Origin of the sequence: Agrococcus jenensis (assembly GCF_003752465.1) — a bacterium.
Classification (GTDB): domain Bacteria; phylum Actinomycetota; class Actinomycetes; order Actinomycetales; family Microbacteriaceae; genus Agrococcus; species Agrococcus jenensis.
The window spans coordinates 2,831,517-2,855,854 of sequence record NZ_RKHJ01000001.1 but is presented as its reverse complement, the minus strand read 5'-3'; the positions used below and the strand labels follow the sequence as shown (position 1 = coordinate 2,855,854).

The following is a 24,338-nucleotide window of genomic DNA, read 5'->3' as shown; positions in this document are numbered from 1 at the left end:
ATGACAAGCGACCAGACCGACGCCGCGAAGCGCGACGACTTCGCCGAGCAGGCCATGCAGTACGCCGACCAGCTCTACGGCGCGGCGATGCGCATGACGCGCAACCCGGCAGACGCCGCCGACCTCGTGCAGGACACGCTGCTCAAGGCGTACGCGGCGTACGGCTCGTTCAAGCAGGGCACGAACCTGCGCGCGTGGCTGTACCGCATCCAGACCAACACCTACATCAACACCTATCGCAAGCAGCAGCGGCGGCCCTTCGAGGCGCCGCTCGACGACCTCGAGGACTGGCAGGTCGGCGACGCCGAGTCGTTCACCGCCACCGCCTCGCGCAGCGCCGAGGCCGAGGCGATCCATCGGATGCCGTCCGGCATCGTCAAGGACGCCCTCCAGCAGGTCCCCGAGGACTTCCGCATGGCCGTCTACTGGGTCGACGTCGAGGGCCTCAGCTACGCCGAGACGGCGGAGGTCATGGAGTCGCCCGTCGGCACCGTGATGAGCCGCCTCCACCGAGGGCGCAAGCTGCTCCGCGGCCTGCTCGCCGACTACGCCAGGGAGCAGGGGATCGCCGTGCAGGGCACCACCGAGAAGGAGAAGAAGCCGTGACCGAGACCGGCAGCCTCGCACCCGAGGCGAAGAAGGATTGCACCGAGGCTCGAGCCGCGCTCGAGGAGTTCCTCCACAACGAGCTGTGCGCCGAGGACGCCGCCGACGTGCGCGCGCACCTCGCCACGTGCGACGAGTGCTCCGCGGAGCACCACGTGGGCGAGATGCTCACGGCGGCGCTGCAGGGCGCCTGCCGCGACCGGGCGCCCGAGGAGCTGCGGGCGAAGCTGCTCGCGAGCCTCCGCCAGGCGCGCGACCAGCACGCCTGACGCCAGCCTTCCCGCCGAGCGGCGCATATGGTAGCCAGGGCGCATGAGCGCCGCACCGGATCCGACCTCGCCCGCCGCGCTCGCGCGACGCATCCTCGACGCGAACGCCTACCTCACGCTCGCGACGGCCGACGCCGACGGCCGCCCCTGGGCGACCCCGGTCTGGTTCGCGGACCGCGACGGCCGCGAGCTCATCTGGGTCTCGCGCCCCGAGGGCCGGCACTCGCACAACATCCGGGTGCGACCTGAGGTCGCGCTCGCGGTCTTCGACTCGACGACGCCGGTCGGCGACGCGACCGCGGTGTTCGCCGACGCGGTCGCCGGCATCGTCCCGGACGACGAGGTGCTCGGCGCGCTCGCGGTCTTCAACGCGAAGACCGTCGCCTCGGGGCGGCCGGCGTGGGAGCCGCAGCGCGTGACGGGGGCGTCGGCGCTGCGGCTCTACCGCGCGGTCGCCACCGAGGTGTGGATCATCGACGAGGACGAGCAGCGCGTGCCGCTGCGCTGACCGTCACGCCGCCAGCCGCGCGGGTGCATCCTCCGGCGCGTCCTGCACCGGGATCGAGCCGGTGGTCGGCCGCTCGACGCCGTCGCCGAGGTAGCGCTCGGTGCCGGCCAGCGTGAGGAACGCCGGGTAGGTCTCCTCGAGCGCGATCTCGCGGAAGAGCGCGATCGCCTCCCGGAACCGGTTGCCCTCGGTGAGGTCGAAGCCGGCCGCGAGCTCGTCGACGATCGACTCGCAGCGCTCGCGCGTGATCGTCCGGCCGTCCGAGGTCGACGACTCGTTGTGGATCCACTGCCACACCTGCGAGCGGGAGATCTCGGCCGTCGCGGCATCCTCCATGAGCGAGTGGATCGCGACCGCCCCGTGCCCGCGCAGCCACGCCTCCATGTAGCGGATGCCGATCTCGATGTTGGAGCGCAGGCCGCCGTCGGTGATCTCGCCGCGCGTCGTCGACAGGTCGATGAGCGCGTCGCCGTCGACCGGCACCTCCTCCCTGGTGCGCTCGAGCTGGTTCGGGCGCTCGCCCAGCACCGCGTCGAACGCCTCGCGGCACGTCGCGACGAGTCCCGGATGCGCGACCCACGAGCCGTCGAAGCCGTCGGCCGCCTCGCGCGCCTTGTCGGCCGCGACCGCCGCGAGCGCACGCCCCGTCGCTTCCGGGTCCCTCGCGCTGGGCACGAACGCGGCCATCCCGCCGATCGCGTGCGCGCCGCGCCGGTGGCACGCGCGCACGAGCTGCTCGGTGTAGGCGCGCATGAAGGGCGCCGTCATCGTGAGCTGCGAGCGGTCGGGCAGCACGAAGGCCGGGCCGCGCAGGCGGAACGCCTTGATCATCGAGAAGAGGTAGTCCCATCGGCCGGCGTTGAGGCCCGCCGAGTGCTCTCGCAGCTCGAAGAGGATCTCCTCCATCTCGAACGCCGCCGTGATGGTCTCGATGAGCACGGTCGCGCGGATCGTGCCCTGCGGGATGACGAGCAGGTGCTGCGCCACCACGAAGACCTCGTTCCACAGCCGCGCCTCGATGTGGCTCTCGAGCTTCGGCAGGTAGAAGTACGGGCCGCGCCCGCGGGCGATGAGCTCGTCGGCGTTGTGGAAGACGTGCAGCCCGAAGTCGACGAGCGCGCCCGAGACGGGCGTGCCGTCGACGAGGATGCGGTGCTCGTCGAGGTGCCAGCCGCGCGGCCGGACGACGATCGTCGGCGTCGTCTCGGCCGTGACGCGGTACCGCTTGCCCTCCGGGCTCGTGAACGCGATCCGGTCGCGGATGGCGTCCTGCAGGTTCACCTGGCTCGCGATCACGTTCCGCCACAGCGGGCTCGACGCGTCCTCGCAGTCGGCGAGCCAGACCTTCGCGCCCGAGTTGAGCGCGTTGATGGTCATCTTGCGCTCGATCGGCCCGGTGATCTCGACGCGGCGGTCCTCGAGCCCGGGGGCCGGCGGCGCCACGCGCCAGCTGGCGTCCTCGCGGATGCGGCGAGTCGACTCCAGGAAGCGCGGCGAGTCGCCGTCGGCGAAGGCCGCGCGGCGCTTGCGGCGGATCTGCAGCAGCTGCTGCCGCGTGGGCTCGAAGCGGTCGTGCAGCGCGAGCAGGAACGCCAGGGCCTCATCGGTCAGGACCCGGTCCTGGCCCTCGGCGGTGTCGGTGATGCGGATGCGGTCGTGCATGGTCGTGTCCTCTGCGGTCGGTGCTGGTCGGGTTCAGTGGAACTGCTCGGACTCGGTCGAGCCCGCGAGCGCGAGCGTCCCCGAGGTCGGGTTGAGCGTCGTCGCGACGAGGTCGAACCAGCCGGTGCCGACCTCGCGCTGGTGCTTCGTGGCCGTGTAGCCGTGCGCCTCGGCGGCGAGCTCGCGCTCCTGCAGGTCGACGTACGCCGTCATGTGCTGCTGGGCGTAGCCCTTCGCCAGGTCGAACATCGAGTGGTTGAGCGCGTGGAAGCCGGCGAGGGTGATGAACTGGAAGCGGTATCCCATCGCGCCGAGCTCCCGCTGGAACGCGGCGATCTGATCGTCGTCGAGGTGCTTGCGCCAGTTGAACGACGGCGAGCAGTTGTAGGCCAGCAGCTGGTCGGGGAACGCCTCCTTGACGCCCTCGGCGAAGCGGCGGGCGACCGCGAGGTCGGGCTTGCCGGTCTCCATCCAGAGCAGGTCGGCGTAGGGCGCGTAGGCGCGGCCGCGGGCGATGCACGGCTCGATGCCGTTCCGCACCTCGTAGAAGCCCTCCGACGTGCGCTCGCCGGTGACGAACGGGCGGTCGCGCTCGTCGACGTCGCTCGTGAGCAGGGTCGCGGCCTCCGCATCGGTGCGGGCGATGATGACGCTCTGGACGCCCTCGACGTCGGCGGCGAGCCGCGCGGCGTTGAGCGTGCGCACGTGCTGCTGCGTGGGGATGAGCACCTTGCCGCCCAGGTGGCCGCACTTCTTCTCGCTCGCGAGCTGGTCCTCCCAGTGCACGCCTGCCGCGCCGGCCGAGATCATGCTGCGCATGAGCTCGAACGCGTTGAGCGGGCCGCCGAAGCCGGCCTCCGCGTCGGCGACGATCGGCGCGAGCCAGTCGGCGACGGTCCGGCCGCCCTCGCTGCGCTCGATCTGGTCGGCGCGCTGCAGGGCGTTGTTGATCCGCCGCACGACCGCGGGCACCGAGTTCGAGGGGTACAGCGACTGGTCGGGATAGGTCTGGCCCGACAGGTTGGCGTCGGCCGCGACCTGCCAGCCCGAGAGGTAGATCGCCTCGAGGCCGGCGCGCACCTGCTGCACCGCCTGGTTGCCCGTCAGCGCGCCGAGCGCGCGCACCGGCGCCTCGTCGGCATGCAGTCGCTCGAACAGCCGCTCGGCGCCTCGGCGCGCGAGCGTGTGCTCCTCGACGACCGAGCCGCGCAGCCGCACGACATCCGCCGCGCTGTAGTCGCGCCGGATGCCGCGCCAGCGGGCGTCGGCCGCCCACTCGAGCTCGAGCTCCGCGGCCTCCGTCGCCAGCGCTGCGTCCTGCGGGGCGGTGTCGTGCGGGGTCGTCCTGGGCTGCTCGGTCATGGTGTTCTCCTGGGTCACTGGGTGGGTCTGCACCCACTGTGCGGGCAGGACGACGGCACATGGCGGCGTTCGCGCAGTGAAGTTCTGCATTCCTGCCACATGCCGCAGGAATGGCGTAGGGTGCCCGCATGAGCAGCGAGACCGCAATGACCAGCGACCACAGCGCCACCGCGTCGTGGGATCGCCCCCCGCGACCCGCGTCACCTTCCCCGCACGTGGATGCGCTGCAGCTCGGGCGATCGCTCCGGCACGCGCGGAAGGCCGCCGGGCTGACGCTCGACGCGGTGCACGACGCGATCGGCCTCGCGCCGTCGCAGCTCTCCGGCTTCGAGACGGGCAAGCGCGAGGCGCGGTTCACGCAGCTGCAGCAGCTCGCGGCGCTCTACGGCGTCACGCTCGAGCGGCTGACGGGCACCGAGCCGCCCTCGCGCCGCGCCGAGCTCGAGCTGCGCCTCGAGCGCGCCATGCGGTCGTCGACGTGGCAGCAGAAGCGGCTCCCGACCATGCGGATCGGGCCACGCACGCCCGACGACGTGCTCGAGACGATGCTCGCGCTCGTCGACGAGCTCGACCGGGCGGCCGAGGAGCGGGTCGCGACGCCCGAGGAGGCGCGGCGCGCCAACACGCAGCTGCGCGCCGAGATGCGCGCGCGCGACAACCACTTCCCCGAGATCGAGGCGGAGGCGGCGGCGATGCTCGCCCGCGTCGGCTACCAGTCCGGTCCGCTGTCGCAGCACCTCATCGCGGCGATCACCGAGCGGCTGGGCTTCAGCGTGCACCACGTCGGCGACCTGCCGCACTCGACCAGGTCGGTCACCGACCTGAAGCGCAAGCGCATCTACCTCTCGCGCTCGAGCCGCATCGACCACGACCCGCGCTCGGTGCTGCTGCAGGCGCTCGGCCACCACGTGCTCGGCCATTCGGTGCCGGCGGACTACGGCGGCTTCCTGCGGCAGCGCATCGAGACGAACTACTTCGCGGCGGCGCTGCTCATGCCCGAGCGCGCCGCCGTCGACTTCCTCGGCGCGGCGAAGGCCGATCGGCAGCTCGCGATCGAGGACCTCCGCGATGCCTTCGCGGTGTCGTACGAGACCGCGGCGCACCGGCTCACCAACCTCGCGACCGTGCACCTCGGCATCCCGCTCCACTTCCAGAAGGTGCACGAGTCGGGGATCATCTACAAGGCGTACGAGAACGACGGCGTCACGTTCCCCGCCGATCACACCGGCGCGATCGAGGGCCAGCCGGTGTGCAAGCGGTGGACGAGCCGCGAGGTCTTCGACGTCGCCGACAAGGTGAACGCCTTCGAGCAGTACACCGAGACGCCCGCCGGCACGTTCTGGTGCACGGCGATGACGGAGCGCAGCGCGGCGGGGGAGTTCTCGCTCTCGATCGGCGTGCCGTTCTCGCAGGCGAAGTGGTTCCGCGGCCGCGCGACCAAGGAGCGCTCGGTGTCGCGCTGCCCGGATCCGTCGTGCTGCCGCACGCCGCCCGCCGAGCTGGCCGAGGCGTGGTCCGGACAGGCCTGGCCGAGCGCCAGGGCGCACTCGCACCTGCTGGCGGCGCTGCCGCCCGGCGCGTTCCCGGGCGTCGACGAGACCGAGGTCTACAGGTTCCTGGCGTCGCGCCCCTAGCCGCGCGTCGCGTCGCTAGGAGAGGGCGATCTGCGCCTGGAGCGCCGCGGCGTCCGCGTTCGCGGTCAGCTGCGCGAGCGCCCGCCGCAGCACGGTGCTCGAGGTGTGCGCGGTGTAGGGGAAGTAGACGACCTCGACCCCGACCTCGGCGAACTCGCGCTCGAGCCGCAGCCCCTTCTCGGTGCCGCGCCAGTCGTCGCCCTTGAAGAAGTGGGTGAAGCCCACCTCGCGCCAGGTGTCGAGCTTGTCGGGCACCGTCTCGACGTGCACCTCGTCGACCCAGCGGACCGCTCGCACGATCTCGACGCGCTCGAGCGTCGGCACGATCGGCTCGATGCGCTTGACCTGCCGCAGCATCTCGTCGCTCACGACGCCGGCGATGAGCACATCGCACCGCTCGCGCGCGTGCTTGAGGATGTTGAGGTGCCCGATGTGGAACAGGTCGAAAGCCCCTGCGGCGTAGCCGATCCGTTGCGCCATCGCGCCACCCTCCTCCGACCGACGCACGCGGCGCCGGTTTGCGAACACTGTTACGAGCGTAGCGTCCAGTGCCGCAGGCGGACCCCAGGGTCAGCCCAAGAAGGCGTCAAGCGGAGGCGGCCGCAGCGGGCCGGGCGTACTCGAACTCGTCGAGGCCGAGCGCACCCTGGATGCGTCCCTGCGCGAACCACCGGCGACGGCGGAACGTCGCGCTCGCGGCGACGTCGCCGCGCACGCGCGCGAGCGTCTCGCCGGCGGCGAACGCCGGCACGCGCACGAGTCCGCCGACCAGGAACCCGGCGCGCTTGGCGATGCGCGCACCGGTCGAGTCGGCTCGCGTGTAGAGCCGGGCGCGGACCTGGCCCTGACAGATCGCGCGCCGCCGGACGAAGGCACGCGTCGTCCGAGCTGCTGCGATGTCGTCGCGCGCGACGGACTCGGCGGAGGCGACGATCACCCCGCCGTGGTCGATGAGGTCGCGCCCGAACTGCACGTCGGAGCCTCCGGAGAGCCCGAGCGAGACGTCGAAGCGCACGTCGAGCGCACGCACCTGCGCGACGTCGACGAGCACGTTGCCCGTCTTGAGGTCGGCGAGGCGCGTGCCGGTCGGGATCAGGCTGCGGCGCAGGAAGCCGCCGCCGGCGACCCAGGGATCGGTGCCCTCCGGCCAGACGTAGCGCACGTAGCCCATCACGACCGCGGGACGGTGCTGCGTCCAGGCGTCGACGAGCCCGCCGAGCCAGCCCGGCTCGGGCACGAGGTCGTCGTCGATCATCACCACGAGCTCGTGGTCGGCCGCGGCGTCGAGCGCCGCCTGCCGCGTCGCTGCGATGCCGGGCACGGGCTCGTGCAGGTGTCCGACGCCGAGCACCGCCGCAGGCTCCTCCGCGGAGCGGTCGGGGTCGTTGTCGACGAGCAGGATGCGGCTCGGCAGCGCGATCGCGGCCATCTCGAGCCGGATGGCCTCGATGAGGTCGGGGAGCAGCTCGGCCCGTCGGAAGGTCGGCACGGCGACCAGCACCGCGGGTCCGGCGCCCGCGCCGGCGGGGTCGGCGGCGCTCACGAGCGGGCCCCGCCGCGGCGGCGCGCGACGGCCGCGACGTACGCCGATCGGTGCGCGTCACCCGCGCTCGCCCACTCGCGGGCGCTGAGGTCGGGTGCTGCGGTGGGGAGCGGGTGGATGCCCTCGGCGAAGCGCTCGAGGTCTGCTCCGGTGAGCGCGCCGTCGAACATCGTGACCCATCCGGGCCCGACCTCCCGGGCGAGTGCCTCGTTGACGTCGGTGCGCGGCACCAGCACGGGGCGCCGCAGCGAGAGGGCCGCGAGCGCGCTGCCGGAGTTGTGCATGAATCGGTACGGTAGCACCACGCCCGCGGATTCCATAACCACGTTCGCGAACTCCGGCTCGGTGAGGTAGCGGAAGTCCAGCTCGACCCGTGCGTCGCCCCCCGCGCGCTCGCGCACATCCCGCTCGAGCTGCGCGCTCGAGGGGCTGCCCGCGATCCTGAGCCGCAGCGCGGGCGCCGTGGCGGCGGTGCTCGCGAACGCGTCGAGCAGCTCCTCGACGCCCTTGTACGGGCGCACGAGGCCGACGAACGACAGCAGCCCGGGGGTGGGAGGCACGGACGGCACGGAGGCGAACCAGTCGCGGTAGTGGCCGTGCGGGATGAGGGTCGAGGCCGCGCCAGGGGCGAGCTCGGTCTGCTCGTTGAGCACGATGCGATGATCCACCCTGCGATCCAGCCACGCGAGGTATCGGCGCTCCCACCGCGTCGAGTCCGAGTGCGGCCGCACGTTGTGCACGGTGTGGATCAGGGCGACCTCGGTGACCGAGAGCCGCAGGCGCAGCGCCATCGCGAAGGCGCGGCGAGCGAGCGTGCGCGACGGGCTCGAGCCGCGCAGGAGCAGCTCCGGCCAGTGCAGGTGCAGCGCGTCGTAGCGGCCGAGCAGTGCCCGGCGGCGGTCGAAGCGCAGGTGGTCGACCCCCGCCGTCTCGGCGAGCGCCGCGTCGAGCATGTGGATGTACGGGTTGGTGGTGGGGCGCGGCGGCCCGAACGACTGCATGACGCGGACGGCGGGCGTCGAGGGGCGCGAGGCGTTCCGCATGCGGCACAGTCTGGCGCATGTTGCGCCGCATGGCGCGCAAGCACCTACACTCATCCCAATCGCGCCGGGCCGCCCGCGCGGCAGAGCGAGGTGCGGATGACCGAGGTGCCCGAGATGGTCGATTCCTTCGCCGATGTCCATCGGCGGCTCGCCGCTGCGCAGAAGGGCCATGCCCGCGGTGCACCGGCGTACTCCGTGTACGTCAACCGACGGATCGGGCGGGTGCTCGCGGTGGCGGCGTATCGATGGGGGTGGTCGCCCAACACGGTGACCGGGGTCAGTGCCCTGCACTCCCTGGCCGCGATCGTGCTGCTGCTCGCGCTCCCCGCGCAGTGGTGGACGGGCGTCGTGGTGGCGCTGCTGCTGGTGCTGGGCTACGCGTGGGATTCGGCCGACGGGCAGGTCGCCCGCCTCGGCGGCGGCGGCAGCCTCTCGGGGGAGTGGCTCGACCACTTCGTCGACGCGATCAAGATCGCCTCGCTGCACCTCGCGGTGCTCGTCGCGCTCTGGCTGCACACGCCCTACCGAGACACACCCTGGCTGCTGGTCCCGCTGCTGTTCTCCATCGTGGGCGTGGTGACGTTCTTCGCGATGCTGCTCAACGACCTGCTCAAGGGCAAGGTCGGCGTGCCGTCCACGCATCAACGGGGGAGCGGCACGCTCGGGCGATCGCTGATCCTCGTCCCCACCGACTTCGGGCTCCTGTGCCTCGTCTTCGTGCTGTGGGGCTGGTCGACCGGCTTCCTCTGGGCCTACGGGGCGCTCGCGCTCGCGAACCTCGCGTTCCTCGTGCTCGCGTCGGTCAAGTGGTTCCGCGAGATCCGCGCGATCGACCGCGAGCGGACCGCCGCGCCATGACCGACCTCCCGCCCTTCGCGGTCATCGTCGTCAACTTCGCGTCGAGCGCGCTGCTGCGCGACCACGCGGCGTCGCTCGACGCTGTGCCACCCGGGCGGGTGATCGTCGTCGACTGCTTCAGCGGCGCGGCCGAGCGCGAGCGCGTGCGGCAGCTGGCGAGCGAGCACGGTTGGGACACCGTGCTGCTCGACACGAACGACGGCTTCGGGGGAGGCACGAACGCGGGCGCCGCCCGGGCGATCGAGCAGGGCGCCGGCGTGCTCGTCGCGCTCAACCCGGACGCGACGATCGAGCGGGACAGCCTCGCGCGCCTGGTCTCGGCGGTCGCCGAGGATCCGATGCTGCTCGCGTCGCCGCGGATCGTGCAGAGCAGCGGTGAGCCGTGGTTCGTCGGCGCCGACCTGTACCTCGACGAGGGCATCCCGCGCGGTGCACGCGCTCGCGCGCGGTTCGCGGGCGCGGAGCGGCTGGAGTGGGCGACGGGCGCGTGCTTCGCGATCTCCGCCGAGCTGTGGACGCTGCTGGGTGGCTTCGACGAGGAGTACTTCCTGTACTGGGAGGACATCGACCTCTCGCATCGTGCGATCGCTGCGGGGGCGCGGCTGGAGCTCGTCGACGCCGAGGTCGTCCACGACCAGGGCGGCACGCACGCCGAGCGTCGCAGCGCCCGTGCGAAGTCCGAGCTCTACTACTACTTCAACATCCGCAATCGGATGCTGTACGCCGTGAAGCACCTCCCCGACGTCGACGTGCGCCGCTGGGCGCGCTCGTCGGCCCGCATCGGCTACGGGGTGCTGCTGCGTGGCGGCCGGCAGCAGCTCGTCGCCTCGTGGCGGCCGTGGCGCGGCTACCTGCGAGGACTGCGCGACGGCCGCCGCATCGTGCGGGCGCACCGGCGCTCGACGGCACGGCTGCACGAGCACGCCGGGAGGCGCTGACATGGACGGCAACCGCGACGGCGGCATCCTGATCGTGTGCGCGGCGAACGTCTGCCGCTCACCGATGGCGGGGCTCACCCTCCGACGCGCCTTCGCGCGCCTGCCCGACTACGACGCCGTCCCGGTCGCGACCGCGGGCGTGAGCGTCGACGGCGCCCGCACCGTCTGCCCGGAGGTCGCGGCGTTCCACACCGGCGAGCGCTGGCGCGAGCTCGCCGACCTGCACCGGTCGCGACCGCTCTACCCGGAGGAGACCCTCCAGGCGACGCTCGTGCTGACCGCCTCGCGCGGGATCCGGTCGTCGGTCGTCGCCGCGGCGCCCGAGCGGCGACGCCGGGTCTTCACCCTGCAGGAGGCGGTGTGGCTCGGCAGCGGGTTCGTCGTGGAGCCCGGCACGCCCGGCATGGACGCGCTCGCCGCGTTCCAGCGCTACATCGACGACCATCGGGGCCTGCGGCAGCTGCCGAAGCGGCCGCGCGGGCTGCTGCCGTCACGGCAGTCTCGGGACCCGCTCGACATCAGCGACGGGCACGTCCTCGGTGCGGGCGCGCACCGACGCACGGTGCGCGCGGTGGATGAGGCCGCCCGCGAGCTGGCGTCGCTCCTGACGGGTGCTCGACCGCTCGAGTGAGTGCACGTCGGCGGCCGCGCGGAGCGAGCGCGCCGCGGCGTCCCAGCTGAAGCGGCTGACGGTGCGCTCGCGCGCCGCCACGTCGGGGCGGTTGCCCCAGGCCGCGTCGAGCGTGCTCGCCGTCGCCATGGCGTCGAGGGGCGGGGCGAAGACCGCGTAGCCCTCGACCGTCTCGCGGAACACCGGGATGTCGCTCGCGACGAGCGGCGAGCCGAAGCGGGCGGCCTCGACGGCGGGCATGCCGAACCCCTCGTCGAGGCTCAGCGCGATCGTGAGCGACGCATTGGCGTAGAGCCAGGCGAGCTCGTCGTCGGGCACCTGCCCGAGCAGCACGATGCTGCCGTCGTCGAGCAGCGCGCGGGCGGCATCCGGGACGGCCACGCCGACGCCCGAGTGCGCGGTGCTGCCGACGACGTACAGCGGGCGCTCGGGGGAGATGCGTGCGGAGTGCACGGCGGCGAGCATCGCCGTCTCGAGGTTCTTGCGCACGTTGAGCCGCCCGACGGTGACCGCGAACTCGCTGCCGGCGGGCACGCGCGAGGGGCGCCGCGGCTCCCCGTCGAGCGACGGCGGCACACCCAGGCCGGTCACGATCGACTGCGGCAGCGACGGCGCATGCCGCGCGATGCGGTCGGCCTCCGTGCGCGTCGAGGTCGCCACGAGTGCCGCGCGCCGCGCCCACGGGAGCATCGCGCTGAAGTAGAGCCGCTCGGCCAGCGAGAACCACTCCGGGTGCTCCTCGAACATGACGTCGTGGAGGAACAGGAGCGAGGGGCCGACCGCTGGCGTGTAGTTGTGGCAGACGGTCAGCTCTGTGCCCGCGCCGGCGGCGAGGAGGGGCAGCTCCCAGCGGTTGGAGGCGGCGTGGGGCCACAGGTGCGTGCGCACCGCCTCGGCGTCGGCCGGGAGGTCGTCAGCCTCGGCGTCACGACGCAGCGCGACGACCACCTCGTCCTCGGGGAACGCCCGAGCCCAGGCGAGCACGAGCTCGCGCTGCACCGTCCTGGCCGCCTGCGGGCCGTCCTGCCACCAGTAGCCGTCCATGAGGATCCGCATGGATCTCCCTCGTGTCGCGTGAAGCGCGGCGCCTGCGCCGCCCCGTCAGGCTATTGCGAACACTGTTCGCGAACGCTGTCGTCATACTCAAGCCAGGCGCGGCTTCCGCTGATGATTGCCGCCGTCGGTCGCTTTTCGAACGGTGTTGTCCATACGCTCACCTCAGGCGGCGTCGACGCCGCTCCTGGCTCGCCGGCGAGCACCGTCGTGGACCGTGAGCAACCGATGTCTTGGAGAGCTGTGATCGCACCACGCCGGACCCGTCGAGCACGAGGCGCGACGGCGGTGGCCGTCGCCATGGGGGCCGCAGCGCTCGTCGTGCTGGGAGTGACGGGGTGCGGACCGACCTCCGCTGACCCGGCCGCGACCGCGGTCGCCAGTGAGACGCCGGACGCGAGCCAGACGGCTGCTCCGAGCACTGCGCCGGACGCGAGCGATCCGCCCGCCACCGGGCCCACCATCCCGCCCGGCGCCACCGCCGTGCCCGCGCCGGGAGCTGGCGCGACGCCCGGCCCTGACGGCCCCACTGAGGCAGCGGCGCTGCCCACGACGACGGCGGCGCTCGACGAGGCCATCACGTTCGACACGGGCGTCGTGGTCGAGATCGTCGCCGTCGACGCGATCACCGTCACCGCCGAGACGCCCGGAGAGATGGACGGTCCCGCGCTGCGCGTCAGCGTCGCCGCCCGCAACCAGTCGGGTGAGCCGCAGGAGGTCGACTCCGCCGTCGTCACCCTCATCACGGATGACGGAGAGGTCGGCGTCGGCACGACGGCGGGTTCGCCGTCACCGCTCTCCGGGATGATCGAGCCTGGCGCCACCGTCTCCGGCACCTACGTCTTCATGCTCGACCCGGCCTCGGGCCGGAACGTCACAGTCACGGTCAACTACGCCGCAGGCGAACCGCTCGCGGTCTTCACCGGAAGAGCCCCCTGAGATGGACATCACCACGCGCCCCCGCCAACCGCTGCGCTCCGTGCTGCTCGCAGCGCTCGCCACCGTCGCGACCGGCGCGCTGCTGACCTCCGGCCTGACCGTCGCCAACGCCGCGGGGACCGGCCCGGTCACGCTGCAGCAGCGCACCAGCTCGGTCGTGACCGCGGACCCGCTGCCCACGGTGCAGATCGACAACGGCTACGTGTGGGCGCAGACGATGATCGGCACCACCGTCTATGCGGGCGGCGGCTTCGCGAACGCGCGCGCGCCGCTGGCGGCACCGGGCACGAGCCTGACGCCGCGGAGCAACATCCTCTCCTACGACATCCGGACCGGGAACCTGCTGTCGTTCGCCCCGCAGGTCAACGGCCCCATCCGCGCCGTCGCCGCCTCGCCCGACGGCACGCGCCTCTACATCGGCGGATCGTTCACCTCGGTGAACGGCCAGACCCGCTTCAACATCGCGGCCCTCAACCCGACCACCGGAGCGCTGCTGCCCGACTTCAACGCCTCGATCGGCGGCAGCGGCGTCTACGGCATCGCGACCACGAGCGACACCGTCTACGTCACCGGCCTCTTCACGCAGGCGAACGGCGTCGCGCGGCAGAACCTCGCCGCCTTCGCGATGGCCGACGGCGCGCTCCGGTCGTGGGCGCCCACGGTCGACCTGCAGGGCGACGCCCTGGTGATCGATCCAGGCGGGTCGCACGTCATCGTGGGCGGCCGCTTCTACCTCACCAACGGGGTGGTCCAGCGCGGCCTCGCCCCGCTCGACCCCGTGAGCGGCGCCCTCGACACCGCCTGGGCCGCGTCGAAGACCGTCATCAACGGCTGGTCGGAGGGCACCTACGCCGGCAAGGCGGGCATCTTCGCGCTCGCGGTCGACGACTCCGGCGTCTACGGCACCGGCTGGGTCTATGCGAACACCTCGATCGGCAACCTCGAGGGCGTCTTCGCCGCCGACGCCGGCACCGGCGCCATCCGCTGGGTCGCCGACTGCCACGGCGACCACTACGGCGTCTTCTCCACCGGGGAGACCGTCTACGCGACGAGCCACACGCACGAGTGCGACACCGCAGGCCTCGCCCCGGAGCTCAACCCCCGCAGCTACCGGTACGTGGAGGCGTTCAGCGCGACCGCAGAGGGCACGCTCACGCGCAGCCCCTCGGTGAGCAGCATCTACAAGGACTGGAGCGGCACGCCCGCCCCTGCCCCCTATGCGTGGTACCCGGACTTCACGGTCGGCCGCACGTCCGGGCTGAACCAGGCAGGCCTGTCGATGACGGGCAACGATCAGTACGTCTCGGTCGGCGGCGAGTTCGGGAGCGTCAACAACCAGCGCTACGAGGGCCTCGTCCGCTTCGGAGTCGCGCCACCGAACGGCCCGAAGCAGGGCCCCCGCGTCGCGAGCGCGACCTGGGGCGCGCCCACCGTCACGTCGGTCGTCGCCGGGCGAGCACGGATCTCCATCCGCGGCAACTGGGACCGCGACGACCGCGACCTCACGTACGAGCTGCGACGGGCGGGAACGGCCAGCGTCATCCAGTCGCGCGTCGTCCCGTCGAGCTGGTGGGCGCAGCCGCAGGTCGCCTTCACCGACACCGGGCTGACCCCGGGAGCGAGCCACACGTACACGGTGCGGGTCGTCGACGGCAACGGCAACGCCGTGACGAGCCAGGCTGCGACCGTGACGGTCGCGAGCGGGAAGACGTCCGAGTACGTGAACGCGGTGCTCGATGACGGTGCGACGCTCTACTACCCGCTCGGGACGAACCGCTCCGACTGGGGCGGATCGAGCACGCCGCTGTTCGGCAACCGCGTGACCGACGTGTCGCCCGGAGCGGTGGCGGGCGTGACGGGCGAGTCAGCGTCGAGCTTCAACGGCACGACGAACGCGCGCGTGTCCTCGGGCTCCAGCTCGACGGCGCCCGGCACCTTCTCGACCGAGCTGTGGTTCAACACCACGACCACGCAGGGCGGCAAGCTCATGGGCTTCGGCAGCGCGCAGACCGGCTCGTCGGGCAGCTACGACCGCCACGTCTACATGCAGAACAGCGGGCGGCTGACGTTCGGCGTCTACCCGGGGCAGGTGCGGACGATCTCGTCGACCGCGTCGTACAACGACGGGCGCTGGCACCACGTGGTGGCGACGCAGGGGGCGGACGGCATCGCGCTCTTCGTCGACGGGAACCGCGTGGCGCAGGACACGACGGTCACGACTGCCCAGGCGTACAACGGCTTCTGGAGGATCGGCGGCGACGCCCTGGGCTCGTGGCCGGGCGCCCCGTCGTCGAGCTACTTCCGCGGCACGATCGACGAGGTCGCCGTCTACGGCTCGGCGCTCACGAGCGCCCAGGTCTCGACGCACTACGCCGTCGGCTCGGGATTCCAGGCGCCGACCGCGACCTTCCAGGCCACGGCGGACCTGCTGGCCGCGAGCTTCGACGCTGCGGGCTCCTCGGCTGCGGGCGGGTCGACGATCACCTCGTACGACTGGCAGTTCGGTGATGGTGCGAGCGGCACCGGAGTCGCCCCGACGCACACCTACGGCGAGGCCGGCACCTACGCGGTCACGCTGACGGTGACCGACGGCCGCGGGCTCAGCGATGCCATCACGCAGGAGATCACCGTCGAGGCCCCGAACGTCGGACCGAACGCCTCGTTCACCAGCACGGTCGACGACCTCGACGCCGCTGTGGACGGCGCAGCCTCGACGGATCCCGACGGCAGCGTCGTCGCCTGGAGCTGGAGCTGGGGCGACGGCTCGGCGACCACCTCCGGCGCGACGTCGACGCACCGGTACGGGTCGGCGGGCAGCTACACCGTGACGCTCACCGTGACCGATGATGACGGCGCCACGAGCTCGGCGACGGGTGTCATCGAAGCAACCGAGCCGGACCTGCCGCCCCCCGCGACCTTCGCGGCGTCGGACGACTTCTCGCGCACGGTCTCGCCGGGCTGGGGGAGCGCTGACGTCGGCGGGCCGTGGACGATCACCGGCACGGCGGCGCCGGCTGCGGTCGCCGACGGCGTCGGCACCCTGAGCCTGGGCGCCGGGTCGACGCGCGACCTCCGGCTCAGCGGCCTCTCGCTCAGCGACGTGCGGGTGTCGATGGACCTGCGGCTGGACCAGGCGCCGGCTACGGGCTCCGCGTACCTGGGCGTCATCACCCGGTCGACGTCGGCGGGCGACTACCGCGTGCGGGTCTGGCTGCGCGACAACGGGACGGTATCGCTCGTCGTGCAGCACGGGTCGACGGTGCTGCGCACCTATCAGGTGCCGGGCATCACCCGAGCGGCCGGTGACTGGTTCACGCTCGAGGTGCAGGTGACGGGCACGACCAGCACCACCGTCGACGCGAGCATCTGGCGCGCCGGCACGCAGCAGCCCGCGGCGTGGCAGGTCAGCGTGACGGATGCGACCGGATCGAACCTGAGCGGCTCGGTCGGCGTGCACGCCAACCGCAGCAGCGCGGCGACCGCCGCCGGGCTCTTCTCGATCGATGCGTTCCGGGTGACGAACCTCGGGTGACGGAGGGCGCTGGCCCCGCGCGGGCGGTGCGTGCGCGGGGCAGCCCTCTCGGTCCTCAGCGGGAGGCGGGCTCCGCCGCCACGAGCACAGGGTCAGGAGACTCAAGCCCGGCGCGGATTTCCCTGTTGATTGCCGCCATCGGGCGTTTCCGAACGGTGTTATGCCTACGCTCGCTGCAAGGCGGCATCGTCGCCGCTCCCGGTCCGCCGGCGAGCAGCGTCATCGGCCGCTACCGACCCATCTGGAGAGCCGTGATCGCACCACGCCGAAGCCGTCCAGCGCGACGCTCGACGGCAGCGGCTCTCGCCGCGGGCGAGCCGCTCGCGGCCTTCAACGGAACAACCGCCTGAGAGGGACTCTGCCATGCGCTCTCGCCAACCGCTGCGCGCCGTGCTGCTCGCCGCGCTCGCCACCGTCGCGACCGGTGCGATGCTCGCCTCCGGACTGACGGTCGCGAACGCCGCGGGCACCGGCCCGGTGACGCTGCAGCAGCGCACCAGCTCGGTCGTCACCGCTGATCCGCTCGCCACCGTCCAGATCGACAACGGCTACGTGTGGGCACAGGCCATGATCGGCAACACGGTCTACGCCGGCGGCGGCTTCGCCAACGCGCGCGCGCCGCTCGCCTCGCCAGGCACGAGCCTGACACCGCGCAGCAACATCCTCGCCTACGACATCCGCACTGGGAACCTGCTGTCGTTCGCACCGCAGGTGAACGGCCCCATCCGCGCGGTGGCGGCCTCTCCTGACGGCACCCGCCTGTACATCGGCGGGTCCTTCACCTCCGTCAACGGCCAGACGCGCTTCAACTTCGCCGCGCTCAACCCGACCACCGGAGCGCTGCTGCCCGGGTTCAACGCCTCGATCGGTGGCGCGGGGGTCTTCGGCATCGCGACCATGAACGACACCGTGTACGTGACCGGACGGTTCACGCAGGCCAACGGGGTGGCACGGCAGAACCTCGCCGCCTTCGCGACGGCCAACGGCGCCCTTCGTTCGTGGGCTCCCACGATCGACCTCCAGGGCGACGCGCTCGTGATCGACCCGGGTGGCTCGCACGTGATCGCAGGCGGCCGCTTCTATCGCACGAACGGCGTGGTGCAGCGCGGTCTCGCCCCGCTCGACCCGGTCACCGGCGCCCTCGACACGGCCTGGGCTGCGTCCAAGACCGTCATCAACGGCTGGTCCGAGGGCGACTTCGCCGGCAAGGCCGGCATCTTCTCGCTCAACGTCGACGATTCGGGCGTGTACGGCACCGGTTGGGTGTACGCGAACACGTCGATCGGCAACCTCGAGGGCACGTTCGCCGCAGAAGCGGGGACCGGTGCGATCCGATGGGTCGCCGACTGCCACGGCGACCACTACGGCGTCTACTCCACCGGCGACGTCGTCTACACGACGAGCCACACGCACGCCTGCGACACCGCGGGCCTCGCGCCGGAGCTGAACCCTCGCACCTACCGCTACGTCGAGGCGTTCACCGCCACCGCGGAGGGCACGCTGACCCGCAGCCCGACGACCGGCAGCATCTACAAGGACTGGAGCGGCACGCCCGCCCCCGCGCCGTATGCGTGGTACCCCGACTTCACCATCGGTCGCACGTCGGGTCTCAACCAGGCCGGGCTGTCGATGACGGGCAACGGCCAGTACCTCTCCATCGGCGGCGAGTTCACCAGCGTGAACAACCTCCGCTACGAGGGGCTCGTGCGCTTCTCGACCACCCCGCCGAACGGGCCGAAGCAGGGCCCGCGCATCGCCAGCGCGACCTGGGGCGCGCCGACCGTGACGTCGGTCGTCGCCGGCCGCGCCCGCATCTCGATCCGCGGCAACTGGGACCGCGACGACCGCGACCTCACCTACGAGCTGCGCCGCGCGGGCACCGCCGGCGTGATCCGGTCGCAGGTCGTGCCCTCGGGCTGGTGGTCGCAGCCGCAGGTCACGTTCAACGACACAGGGCTGACACCGGGGACGACGCAGAGCTACACGGTGCGCGTGGTCGACGGGAACGGCAACGCCGTGACGAGCCAGGCCGCGACGGTGACCGTCGCGAGCGGGCAGACGTCGGCCTACGCCAACGCTGTGCTCGACGACGGGGCCACGCTCTACTACCCGCTGGGCTCGAACCGCTCCGACTGGGGTGGCACGAGCACGCCGCTGTTCGGCTCGGGCGCGACGGATGTGTCACCCGGCGCGGTGGCAGGCGTGACCGGCGAGTCCGCGTCGAGCTTCAACGGCACGACGAGCGGCCGCGTGTCGTCGGGCTCCAGCTCGACCGTGCCTGGCGCGTTCTCGACCGAGCTGTGGTTCAACACCACGACCACGCAGGGCGGCAAGCTCATGGGCTTCGGCAGCGCGCAGACCGGCTCGTCGAGCAGCTACGACCGCCACGTCTACATGCAGAACAGCGGTCGGCTGACCTTCGGTGTCTACCCGGGGCAGGTGCGCACCATCTCGTCCACCGCGTCGTACAACGACGGCCGCTGGCACCACGTGGTGGCGACGCAGGGGGCGGGCGGCATCGCGCTCTACGTCGACGGCACGCGCGTGGCGCAGGACACGACCGTGACCACGGCGCAGGGCTACACCGGCTTCTGGCGGATCGGCGGCGACAACCTCGGCTCGTGGCCCAGCGCACCGTCGTCGAGCTACTTCCGCGGCGCGATCGACGAGGTCGCCGTCTACAGCGCGGCGCTCTCGAGCAGCCAGGTCTCGACGCACTACGCGGTCGGATCCGGGCAGCAGGCGCCGACGGCCGCGTTCCAGTCCACGACCAGCGCGCTCACCGCGAGCTTCGATGCCTCCGGCTCGACCGCCGCGTCCGGCTCGACCATCGCCTCGTACGCGTGGCAGTTCGGTGACGGCGCGACCGGCACCGGCGTCTCCCCGAGCCACGCCTACAGCCAGTCCGGCACCTACGGCGTCACGCTCACGGTCACCGACAGCCGCGGGCTGAGCGATGCCATCACGCAGAACGTCACGGTCCAGGCCGCGAACGTCGGTCCCACGGCATCCTTCACCAGCACGGTCAGCGATCTCGACGCCGCGGTGAACGGCTCGGGCTCGTCGGATCCGGACGGCAGCGTCGTCGCCTGGAGCTGGAACTGGGGCGACGGGACGGCGAGCACCTCGGGTGCGACGTCGACGCACCGCTACGGCGCGGCGGGCAGCTACACCGTGACGCTCACCGTGACCGACGACGACGGCGCGACTGCCACGACGACACGGGTCGTCCAGGCGACGGAGCCGGACGTCCCGCCGCCGGCGACGTTCGCCGCCCGCGACGACTTCTCGCGCACGGTCGCTTCTGGCTGGGGCACATCGGATGTCGGCGGTCCCTGGACGATCACCGGGACTGCGACGCCCGCGTCCGTCGGCAGCGGACTGGGCACGCTCTCCCTCGGAGCGGGCTCGACCCGAGATCTGCGGCTGAGCTCGCTCGCGCTGAGCGACGTGCGGGTCTCGATGGACCTGCGGCTCGACCAGGCGCCGGCGACCGGTTCCGCGTACGTCGGCGTGATCACGCGGTCGACGTCGGCGGGCGACTACCGGGTGCGGGTGTGGCTGCGCGACAACGGGACCGTCTGGTTGGTGGTGCAGCACGGCTCGACGGTGCTGCGCAGCTACCAGGTGCCTGGCATCGCTCGCGCGGCAGGGGACTGGTTCACGCTCGAGGTGGAGGTGACCGGGTCGACGAGCACGACGGTCGACGCGAGCATCTGGCGCGCCGGCACGCCGCGGCCTGCCGCCTGGCAGGTGAGCGTGACGGACGCGACCGGATCGAACCCGCAGGGCTCGGTCGGCGTGCACGCCAACCGGAGCAGCACGGCGACCTCGACCGGCCTGTTCTCGATCGACGCATTCCGGGTGACGAACCTCGGGTGACGGAGACCCTCGGCCGATGACGACCCCGCCCGCGCGCTGCGCGGGCGGGGTCGTCCTGTTCGTGCCGATCGCGATCCTCAGGCCCGACGCGGGTTCCGCTGATGATTGCGGCGCGCCGGTCGTTTCGGAACGACGTTATCCATACGCTCGCTCTCAGGCGGCGATGACGCCGCTTCCGGTTCGCCGGTGAGCAGCGTCCTCGCGGCCTCACGTGCACAACCTCTGACAGATGGACATCACCATGCGCCTTCGCCGCCCTCTGCGCGCCGTCCTGCTCACCGCCCTCGCTGCCGTCGCCACCGGCGCCTTGGTGACCTCGGGCCTGACCGTCGCGACCGCTGCCGGGACCGGTCCGGTCACCCTGCAGCAGCGCACCGGCTCGATGGTCACCGCGGACCCGCTGCCCACGGTGCAGATCGACAACGGCTACGTCTGGGCGCAGACCATGATCGGCAGCACCGTGTTCGCCGGCGGCGGCTTCGCCAACGCGCGCGCGCCGCTCGCGGCACCCGGGACGAGCCTGACGCCGCGGAGCAACATCCTGTCCTACGACATCCGGACCGGAAACCTGCTGTCGTTCGCGCCGCAGGTGAACGGCCCGATCCGCGCGGTCGCGGCATCCGCGGACGGCACGCGCCTCTACATCGGCGGCTCCTTCAGCTCGGTCAACGGCCAGACCCGCTACAACTTCGCGGCGCTCAACCCGACCACCGGCGCGCTGCTGCCGGGGTTCAACGCGTCGATCGGCGGCACCGGCGTCTACGGCATCGCGACGACCGGCGACACCGTGTACGCGACGGGCCTCTTCACGCAGGCCAACGGCGTCGCCCGGCAGAACCTCGCCGCCTTCGCGACTGCCAACGGCGCGCTCCGGTCGTGGGCACCGACGCTCGACCGCCAGGGCGACGCGATGGTCATCGACCCCGACGGATCGCACGTGATCGTGGGTGGCCGCTTCTACCTCACGAACGGCGTGGTCCAGCGGGGTCTGGCCCCGCTCGACCCGGTGACCGGCGCCATCGACACCGCGTGGGCCGCGTCGAAGACCGTCGTCAACGGATGGTCCTCTGGCGCGACCGCCGGCAAGGCGGGCATCTTCGCGCTCTCCACCGACGACTCGGGCGTGTACGGCACGGGCTGGGTGTACGCCGACGTGAACGCGGGCAACCTCGAGGGAGTGTTCGCGGCTGAGGCGGGCACGGGTGCGATCCGCTGGGTGGCAGACTGCCACGGCGACCACTACGGCGTCTTCTCGACCGGCGAGACGGTCTACGCCACGAGCCACACGCACGAGTGCGACAGCGCGGGCCTCGCGCCCGAGCTCAACCCGCGCACGTACCGCTACGTCGGGGCCTTCAGCGCCACCGCCGAGGGCACGCTGACCCGCAGCCCCTCGGTGAGCAGCATCTACAAGGACTGGAGCGGCACGCCGGCGCCCGCGCCGTACGCGTGGTACCCCGACTTCACCGTGGGACGCACCTCCGGCCTCAACCAGGCAGGGCTCTCGATGACCGGCAACGACCAGTTCCTGTCGGTCGCGGGCGAGTTCGGGAGCGTCAACAACCTGCGCTACGAGGGCCTCGTGCGCTTCGCGGTGGCGCCGCCGAATGGGCCGAAGCAGGGCCCGCGCATCGCGAGCGCGACCTGGGGCGCGCCCTCCGCGACCTCCGTGGTCGCCGGCCGGGCGCGGATCACGATCCGCGGCAACTGGGACCGCGACGACCGCGACCTCACGTACGAGCTGCGACGGGCCGGCACAGCAGGCGTCGTCCAGTCGCAGGTCGTCCCGTCGAGCTGGTGGTCGCAGCCGCAGATCACCTTCAACGACACGGGTCTGACGCCGGGGGCGAGCCACACCTACACGGTGCGGGTGGTCGACGGCAACGGCAACGCCGTGACGAGCCAGGCCTCGACCGTGACGATCGCGGACGGGGACTCGTCCGCCTACGCCAACGCCGTGCTCGATGACGCAGCCACGCTCTACTACCCGCTCGGCACGAACCGATCCGACTGGGGCGGTTCCAGCACCCCGCTGTTCGGCCCCGGCGCGACGGATGTGTCGCCGGGCGCGGTCGCGGGTGTGACGGGCGAGTCGGCGTCGGGCTTCGATGGCACGGCGAACGGCCGTGTGTCGTCCGCCTCGAGCGCCACCGTGCCCAGCACGTTCTCGACCGAGCTGTGGTTCAACACCACGACCACGCAGGGCGGCAAGCTGATGGGCTTCGGCAGCTCGCAGACCGACTGGTCGGGCAGCTACGACCGCCACATCTACATGCACAACGACGGACGACTGACCTTCGGCGTCTACCCGGGGCAGGTGCGGACGGTCTCGTCGACCGCCTCGTACAACGACGGCCGCTGGCACCACGTCGTGGCGACGCAAGGAGCTGAGGGCATCGCGCTCTACGTCGACGGAGCACGAGTCGCGCAGGACGCGACCGTCACCACGGCGCAGAACTACGCCGGCTACTGGAGGATCGGCGGCGACAACCTGAACGGGTGGCCGGCGCAGCCGTCGTCGGCCTCGTTCCGGGGCGCGATCGACGAGGTCGCCGTCTACAGCACGGCGCTCTCGAGCAGCCAGGTCTCGACGCACTACGCGGTCGGATCCGGTCTCCAGGCGCCGACGGCCGCCTTCGCGGCCACGACGAGTGCGCTCACCGCGAGCTTCGACGCGTCCGACTCGGCAGCTGCGAGCGGCTCGACGATCACCTCCTACGGGTGGCAGTTCGGTGACGGCGCGACCGGGACCGGCATCACGCCGACACACCTCTACGGCCAGCCCGGCACCTACGCGGTCACCCTGACCGTCACCGACGATCGCGGCCTGAGCGAAGCGATCACGCAGGACGTCACGGTCGAGGCCGCCAACGTCGGTCCGACGGCGTCGTTCACCAGCACGATCGACGACCTCGATGCGGCGGTGAACGGCTCGGGCTCCTCGGACCCGGATGGCGGCGTCGTGTCGTGGAGCTGGAACTGGGGCGATGGCACCGCGAGCACCTCGGGTGCGACCTCGACGCACCGCTACGGGGCGGCCGGGAGCTACACGGTGACGCTCACGGTGACCGATGACGACGGTGCGACGGCGACGACGACCGGTGTCGTCGAAGCGACCGAGCCGGTCGTGCCGCCGGCCACCTTCGCGGCCTCGGATGACTTCTCTCGCACGGTGGCCCCGGGCTGGGGCACGTCGGAGGTCGGCGGTCCGTGGACCGTCACGGGCACCGCGACGCCCGCGTCGGTGGGCAACGGCGTCGGCACGCTCGCGCTGGGGGCCGGGTCGACGCGGGACCTGCGGCTGAACGGCGTATCCCTGAGCGATGTGCGGGTCTCGATGGACCTGAGGCTCGACCAGGCGCCCGCGACCGGTTCTGCCTACCTCGGCGTGATCACGCGGTCGACGTCGGCCGGCGACTACCGGGTGCGGGTCTGGCTGCGCGACAACGGGACCGTCTGGCTCGTGGTGCAGCACGGCTCGACGGTGCTGCGCAGCTACCAGGTGCCGGGTCTGACACGTGCGGCCGGGGACTGGTTCACGCTCGAGGTGGAGGTGACCGGCTCGACGAGCACGACCGTCGCGGCCAGCATCTGGCGCACCGGCACGCCGCGGCCCGCGGCCTGGCAGGTGAGCGTCACCGACGCGACCGGATCGAACCCGCAGGGGTCGGTCGGCGTGCACGCGAACCGCAGCAGCACGTCGACCTCGACCGGCGTGTTCTCGATCGACGCATTCCGGGTGACGAACCTCGGATGACGGAGGCGAGCGCCGGGCGGCTCGAGGGAGCCTGACCGGCGAGTCCTTCGTGACGGCCCCGCTCGCGCGATGCGAGGGCGGGGCCGTCGCGGTGCTCCGCCCGGCGGGCGCGGTGTCGACG

Annotated in this window: 16 protein-coding genes and 1 pseudogene; 11 read left to right on the top strand and 6 right to left on the bottom strand. The window is 72.3% G+C overall.

Going from position 1 to position 24,338, the window contains the following annotated elements; translation table 11 throughout:
- Genes EDD26_RS13970 through EDD26_RS13960 form a run of 3 tightly spaced genes read left to right on the top strand, consistent with a single transcriptional unit; the run spans position 1 to position 1,383 of the window.
- On the top strand, positions 1–606 hold the full coding sequence (locus tag EDD26_RS13970) for a sigma-70 family RNA polymerase sigma factor (protein ID WP_123698257.1): 606 nt from the start codon (positions 1–3) through the stop codon (positions 604–606).
- Positions 603–875, top strand: a complete 273-nt coding sequence (locus EDD26_RS13965; protein ID WP_123698256.1) for a zf-HC2 domain-containing protein — start codon at positions 603–605, stop codon at positions 873–875. Before EDD26_RS13970 ends, EDD26_RS13965 begins: the two co-directional genes overlap by 4 nt.
- 43 nt (positions 876–918) lie before the next feature.
- Positions 919–1,383, top strand: a complete 465-nt coding sequence (locus EDD26_RS13960) for a pyridoxamine 5'-phosphate oxidase family protein (protein ID WP_123698255.1) — start codon at positions 919–921, stop codon at positions 1,381–1,383.
- Positions 1,384–1,386: 3 nt separating this feature from the next.
- Here the strand turns inward: EDD26_RS13960 and aceB are convergent, their stop codons facing one another.
- Positions 1,387–3,045 (bottom strand): malate synthase A, encoded by a 1,659-nt coding sequence (gene aceB, locus EDD26_RS13955; protein ID WP_123698254.1) that lies wholly within the window; start codon positions 3,043–3,045, stop codon positions 1,387–1,389.
- 33 nt (positions 3,046–3,078) lie between these two features.
- Positions 3,079–4,407 (bottom strand): isocitrate lyase, encoded by a 1,329-nt coding sequence (aceA, locus tag EDD26_RS13950; RefSeq protein WP_123698253.1) that lies wholly within the window; start codon positions 4,405–4,407, stop codon positions 3,079–3,081.
- Between the two features lie 128 nt (positions 4,408–4,535).
- On the opposite strand from aceA, the gene EDD26_RS13945 reads away from it, so the two are divergent.
- Positions 4,536–6,041 carry a helix-turn-helix transcriptional regulator gene (locus EDD26_RS13945; protein WP_425453454.1) on the top strand — a complete coding sequence of 502 codons (1,506 nt, stop codon included), beginning with the start codon at positions 4,536–4,538 and terminating at the stop codon, positions 6,039–6,041.
- 15 nt (positions 6,042–6,056) lie between these two features.
- Here EDD26_RS13945 and EDD26_RS13940 read toward each other — a convergent pair whose 3' ends face one another.
- The 3 genes from EDD26_RS13940 to EDD26_RS13930 form a co-directional block, all read right to left on the bottom strand.
- Positions 6,057–6,521: an FAD synthase family protein gene (locus tag EDD26_RS13940; RefSeq protein WP_123698252.1), complete on the bottom strand. Its 465-nt coding sequence runs from the start codon at positions 6,519–6,521 to the stop codon at positions 6,057–6,059.
- 106 nt (positions 6,522–6,627) lie between these two features.
- Positions 6,628–7,584, bottom strand: coding sequence for a glycosyltransferase family 2 protein (locus EDD26_RS13935; protein ID WP_123698251.1), 957 nt, complete (start codon positions 7,582–7,584; stop codon positions 6,628–6,630).
- A complete protein-coding gene (locus EDD26_RS13930) occupies positions 7,581–8,627 on the bottom strand; it encodes a glycosyltransferase (protein WP_211333869.1) in 1,047 nt (348 codons plus the stop codon). The genes EDD26_RS13935 and EDD26_RS13930 overlap by 4 nt, the downstream gene beginning before the upstream one ends.
- 96 nt (positions 8,628–8,723) lie before the next feature.
- On the opposite strand from EDD26_RS13930, the gene EDD26_RS13925 reads away from it, so the two are divergent.
- The 3 genes and pseudogenes from EDD26_RS13925 to EDD26_RS15015 all read left to right on the top strand — a co-directional run.
- A complete protein-coding gene (locus tag EDD26_RS13925) occupies positions 8,724–9,485 on the top strand; it encodes a CDP-alcohol phosphatidyltransferase family protein (protein ID WP_245989943.1) in 762 nt (253 codons plus the stop codon).
- Positions 9,482–10,423, top strand: a complete 942-nt coding sequence (locus EDD26_RS13920) for a glycosyltransferase family 2 protein (protein WP_123698250.1) — start codon at positions 9,482–9,484, stop codon at positions 10,421–10,423. Before EDD26_RS13925 ends, EDD26_RS13920 begins: the two co-directional genes overlap by 4 nt.
- A 1-nt stretch (position 10,424) precedes the next feature.
- Positions 10,425–10,826: pseudogene (locus tag EDD26_RS15015) on the top strand (arsenate reductase/protein-tyrosine-phosphatase family protein); the annotation flags it as partial.
- An 87-nt stretch (positions 10,827–10,913) separates the two neighbouring features.
- Here the strand turns inward: EDD26_RS15015 and EDD26_RS15010 are convergent.
- The gene (locus tag EDD26_RS15010; protein WP_123698248.1) at positions 10,914–12,110 is read right to left on the bottom strand and encodes a glycosyltransferase family 4 protein; all 1,197 of its coding nucleotides are present in this window, start codon (positions 12,108–12,110) and stop codon (positions 10,914–10,916) included.
- A gap of 285 nt (positions 12,111–12,395) precedes the next feature.
- Here EDD26_RS15010 and EDD26_RS13905 point away from each other — a divergent pair, with 285 nt between their 5' ends.
- From EDD26_RS13905 to EDD26_RS13890, 4 genes are all read left to right on the top strand, one after another.
- Complete coding sequence (locus EDD26_RS13905; RefSeq protein ID WP_123698247.1) at positions 12,396–13,046, top strand: hypothetical protein; 651 nt, start codon at positions 12,396–12,398, stop codon at positions 13,044–13,046.
- Position 13,047: 1 nt separating this feature from the next.
- Positions 13,048–16,578, top strand: coding sequence for a PKD domain-containing protein (locus EDD26_RS13900; protein WP_123698246.1), 3,531 nt, complete (start codon positions 13,048–13,050; stop codon positions 16,576–16,578).
- 363 nt (positions 16,579–16,941) lie between these two features.
- Positions 16,942–20,460: a PKD domain-containing protein gene (locus EDD26_RS13895; protein ID WP_123698245.1), complete on the top strand. Its 3,519-nt coding sequence runs from the start codon at positions 16,942–16,944 to the stop codon at positions 20,458–20,460.
- A 229-nt stretch (positions 20,461–20,689) separates the two neighbouring features.
- Positions 20,690–24,217, top strand: a complete 3,528-nt coding sequence (locus EDD26_RS13890; RefSeq protein WP_123698244.1) for a PKD domain-containing protein — start codon at positions 20,690–20,692, stop codon at positions 24,215–24,217.
- Positions 24,218–24,338: the final 121 nt, after the last annotated feature.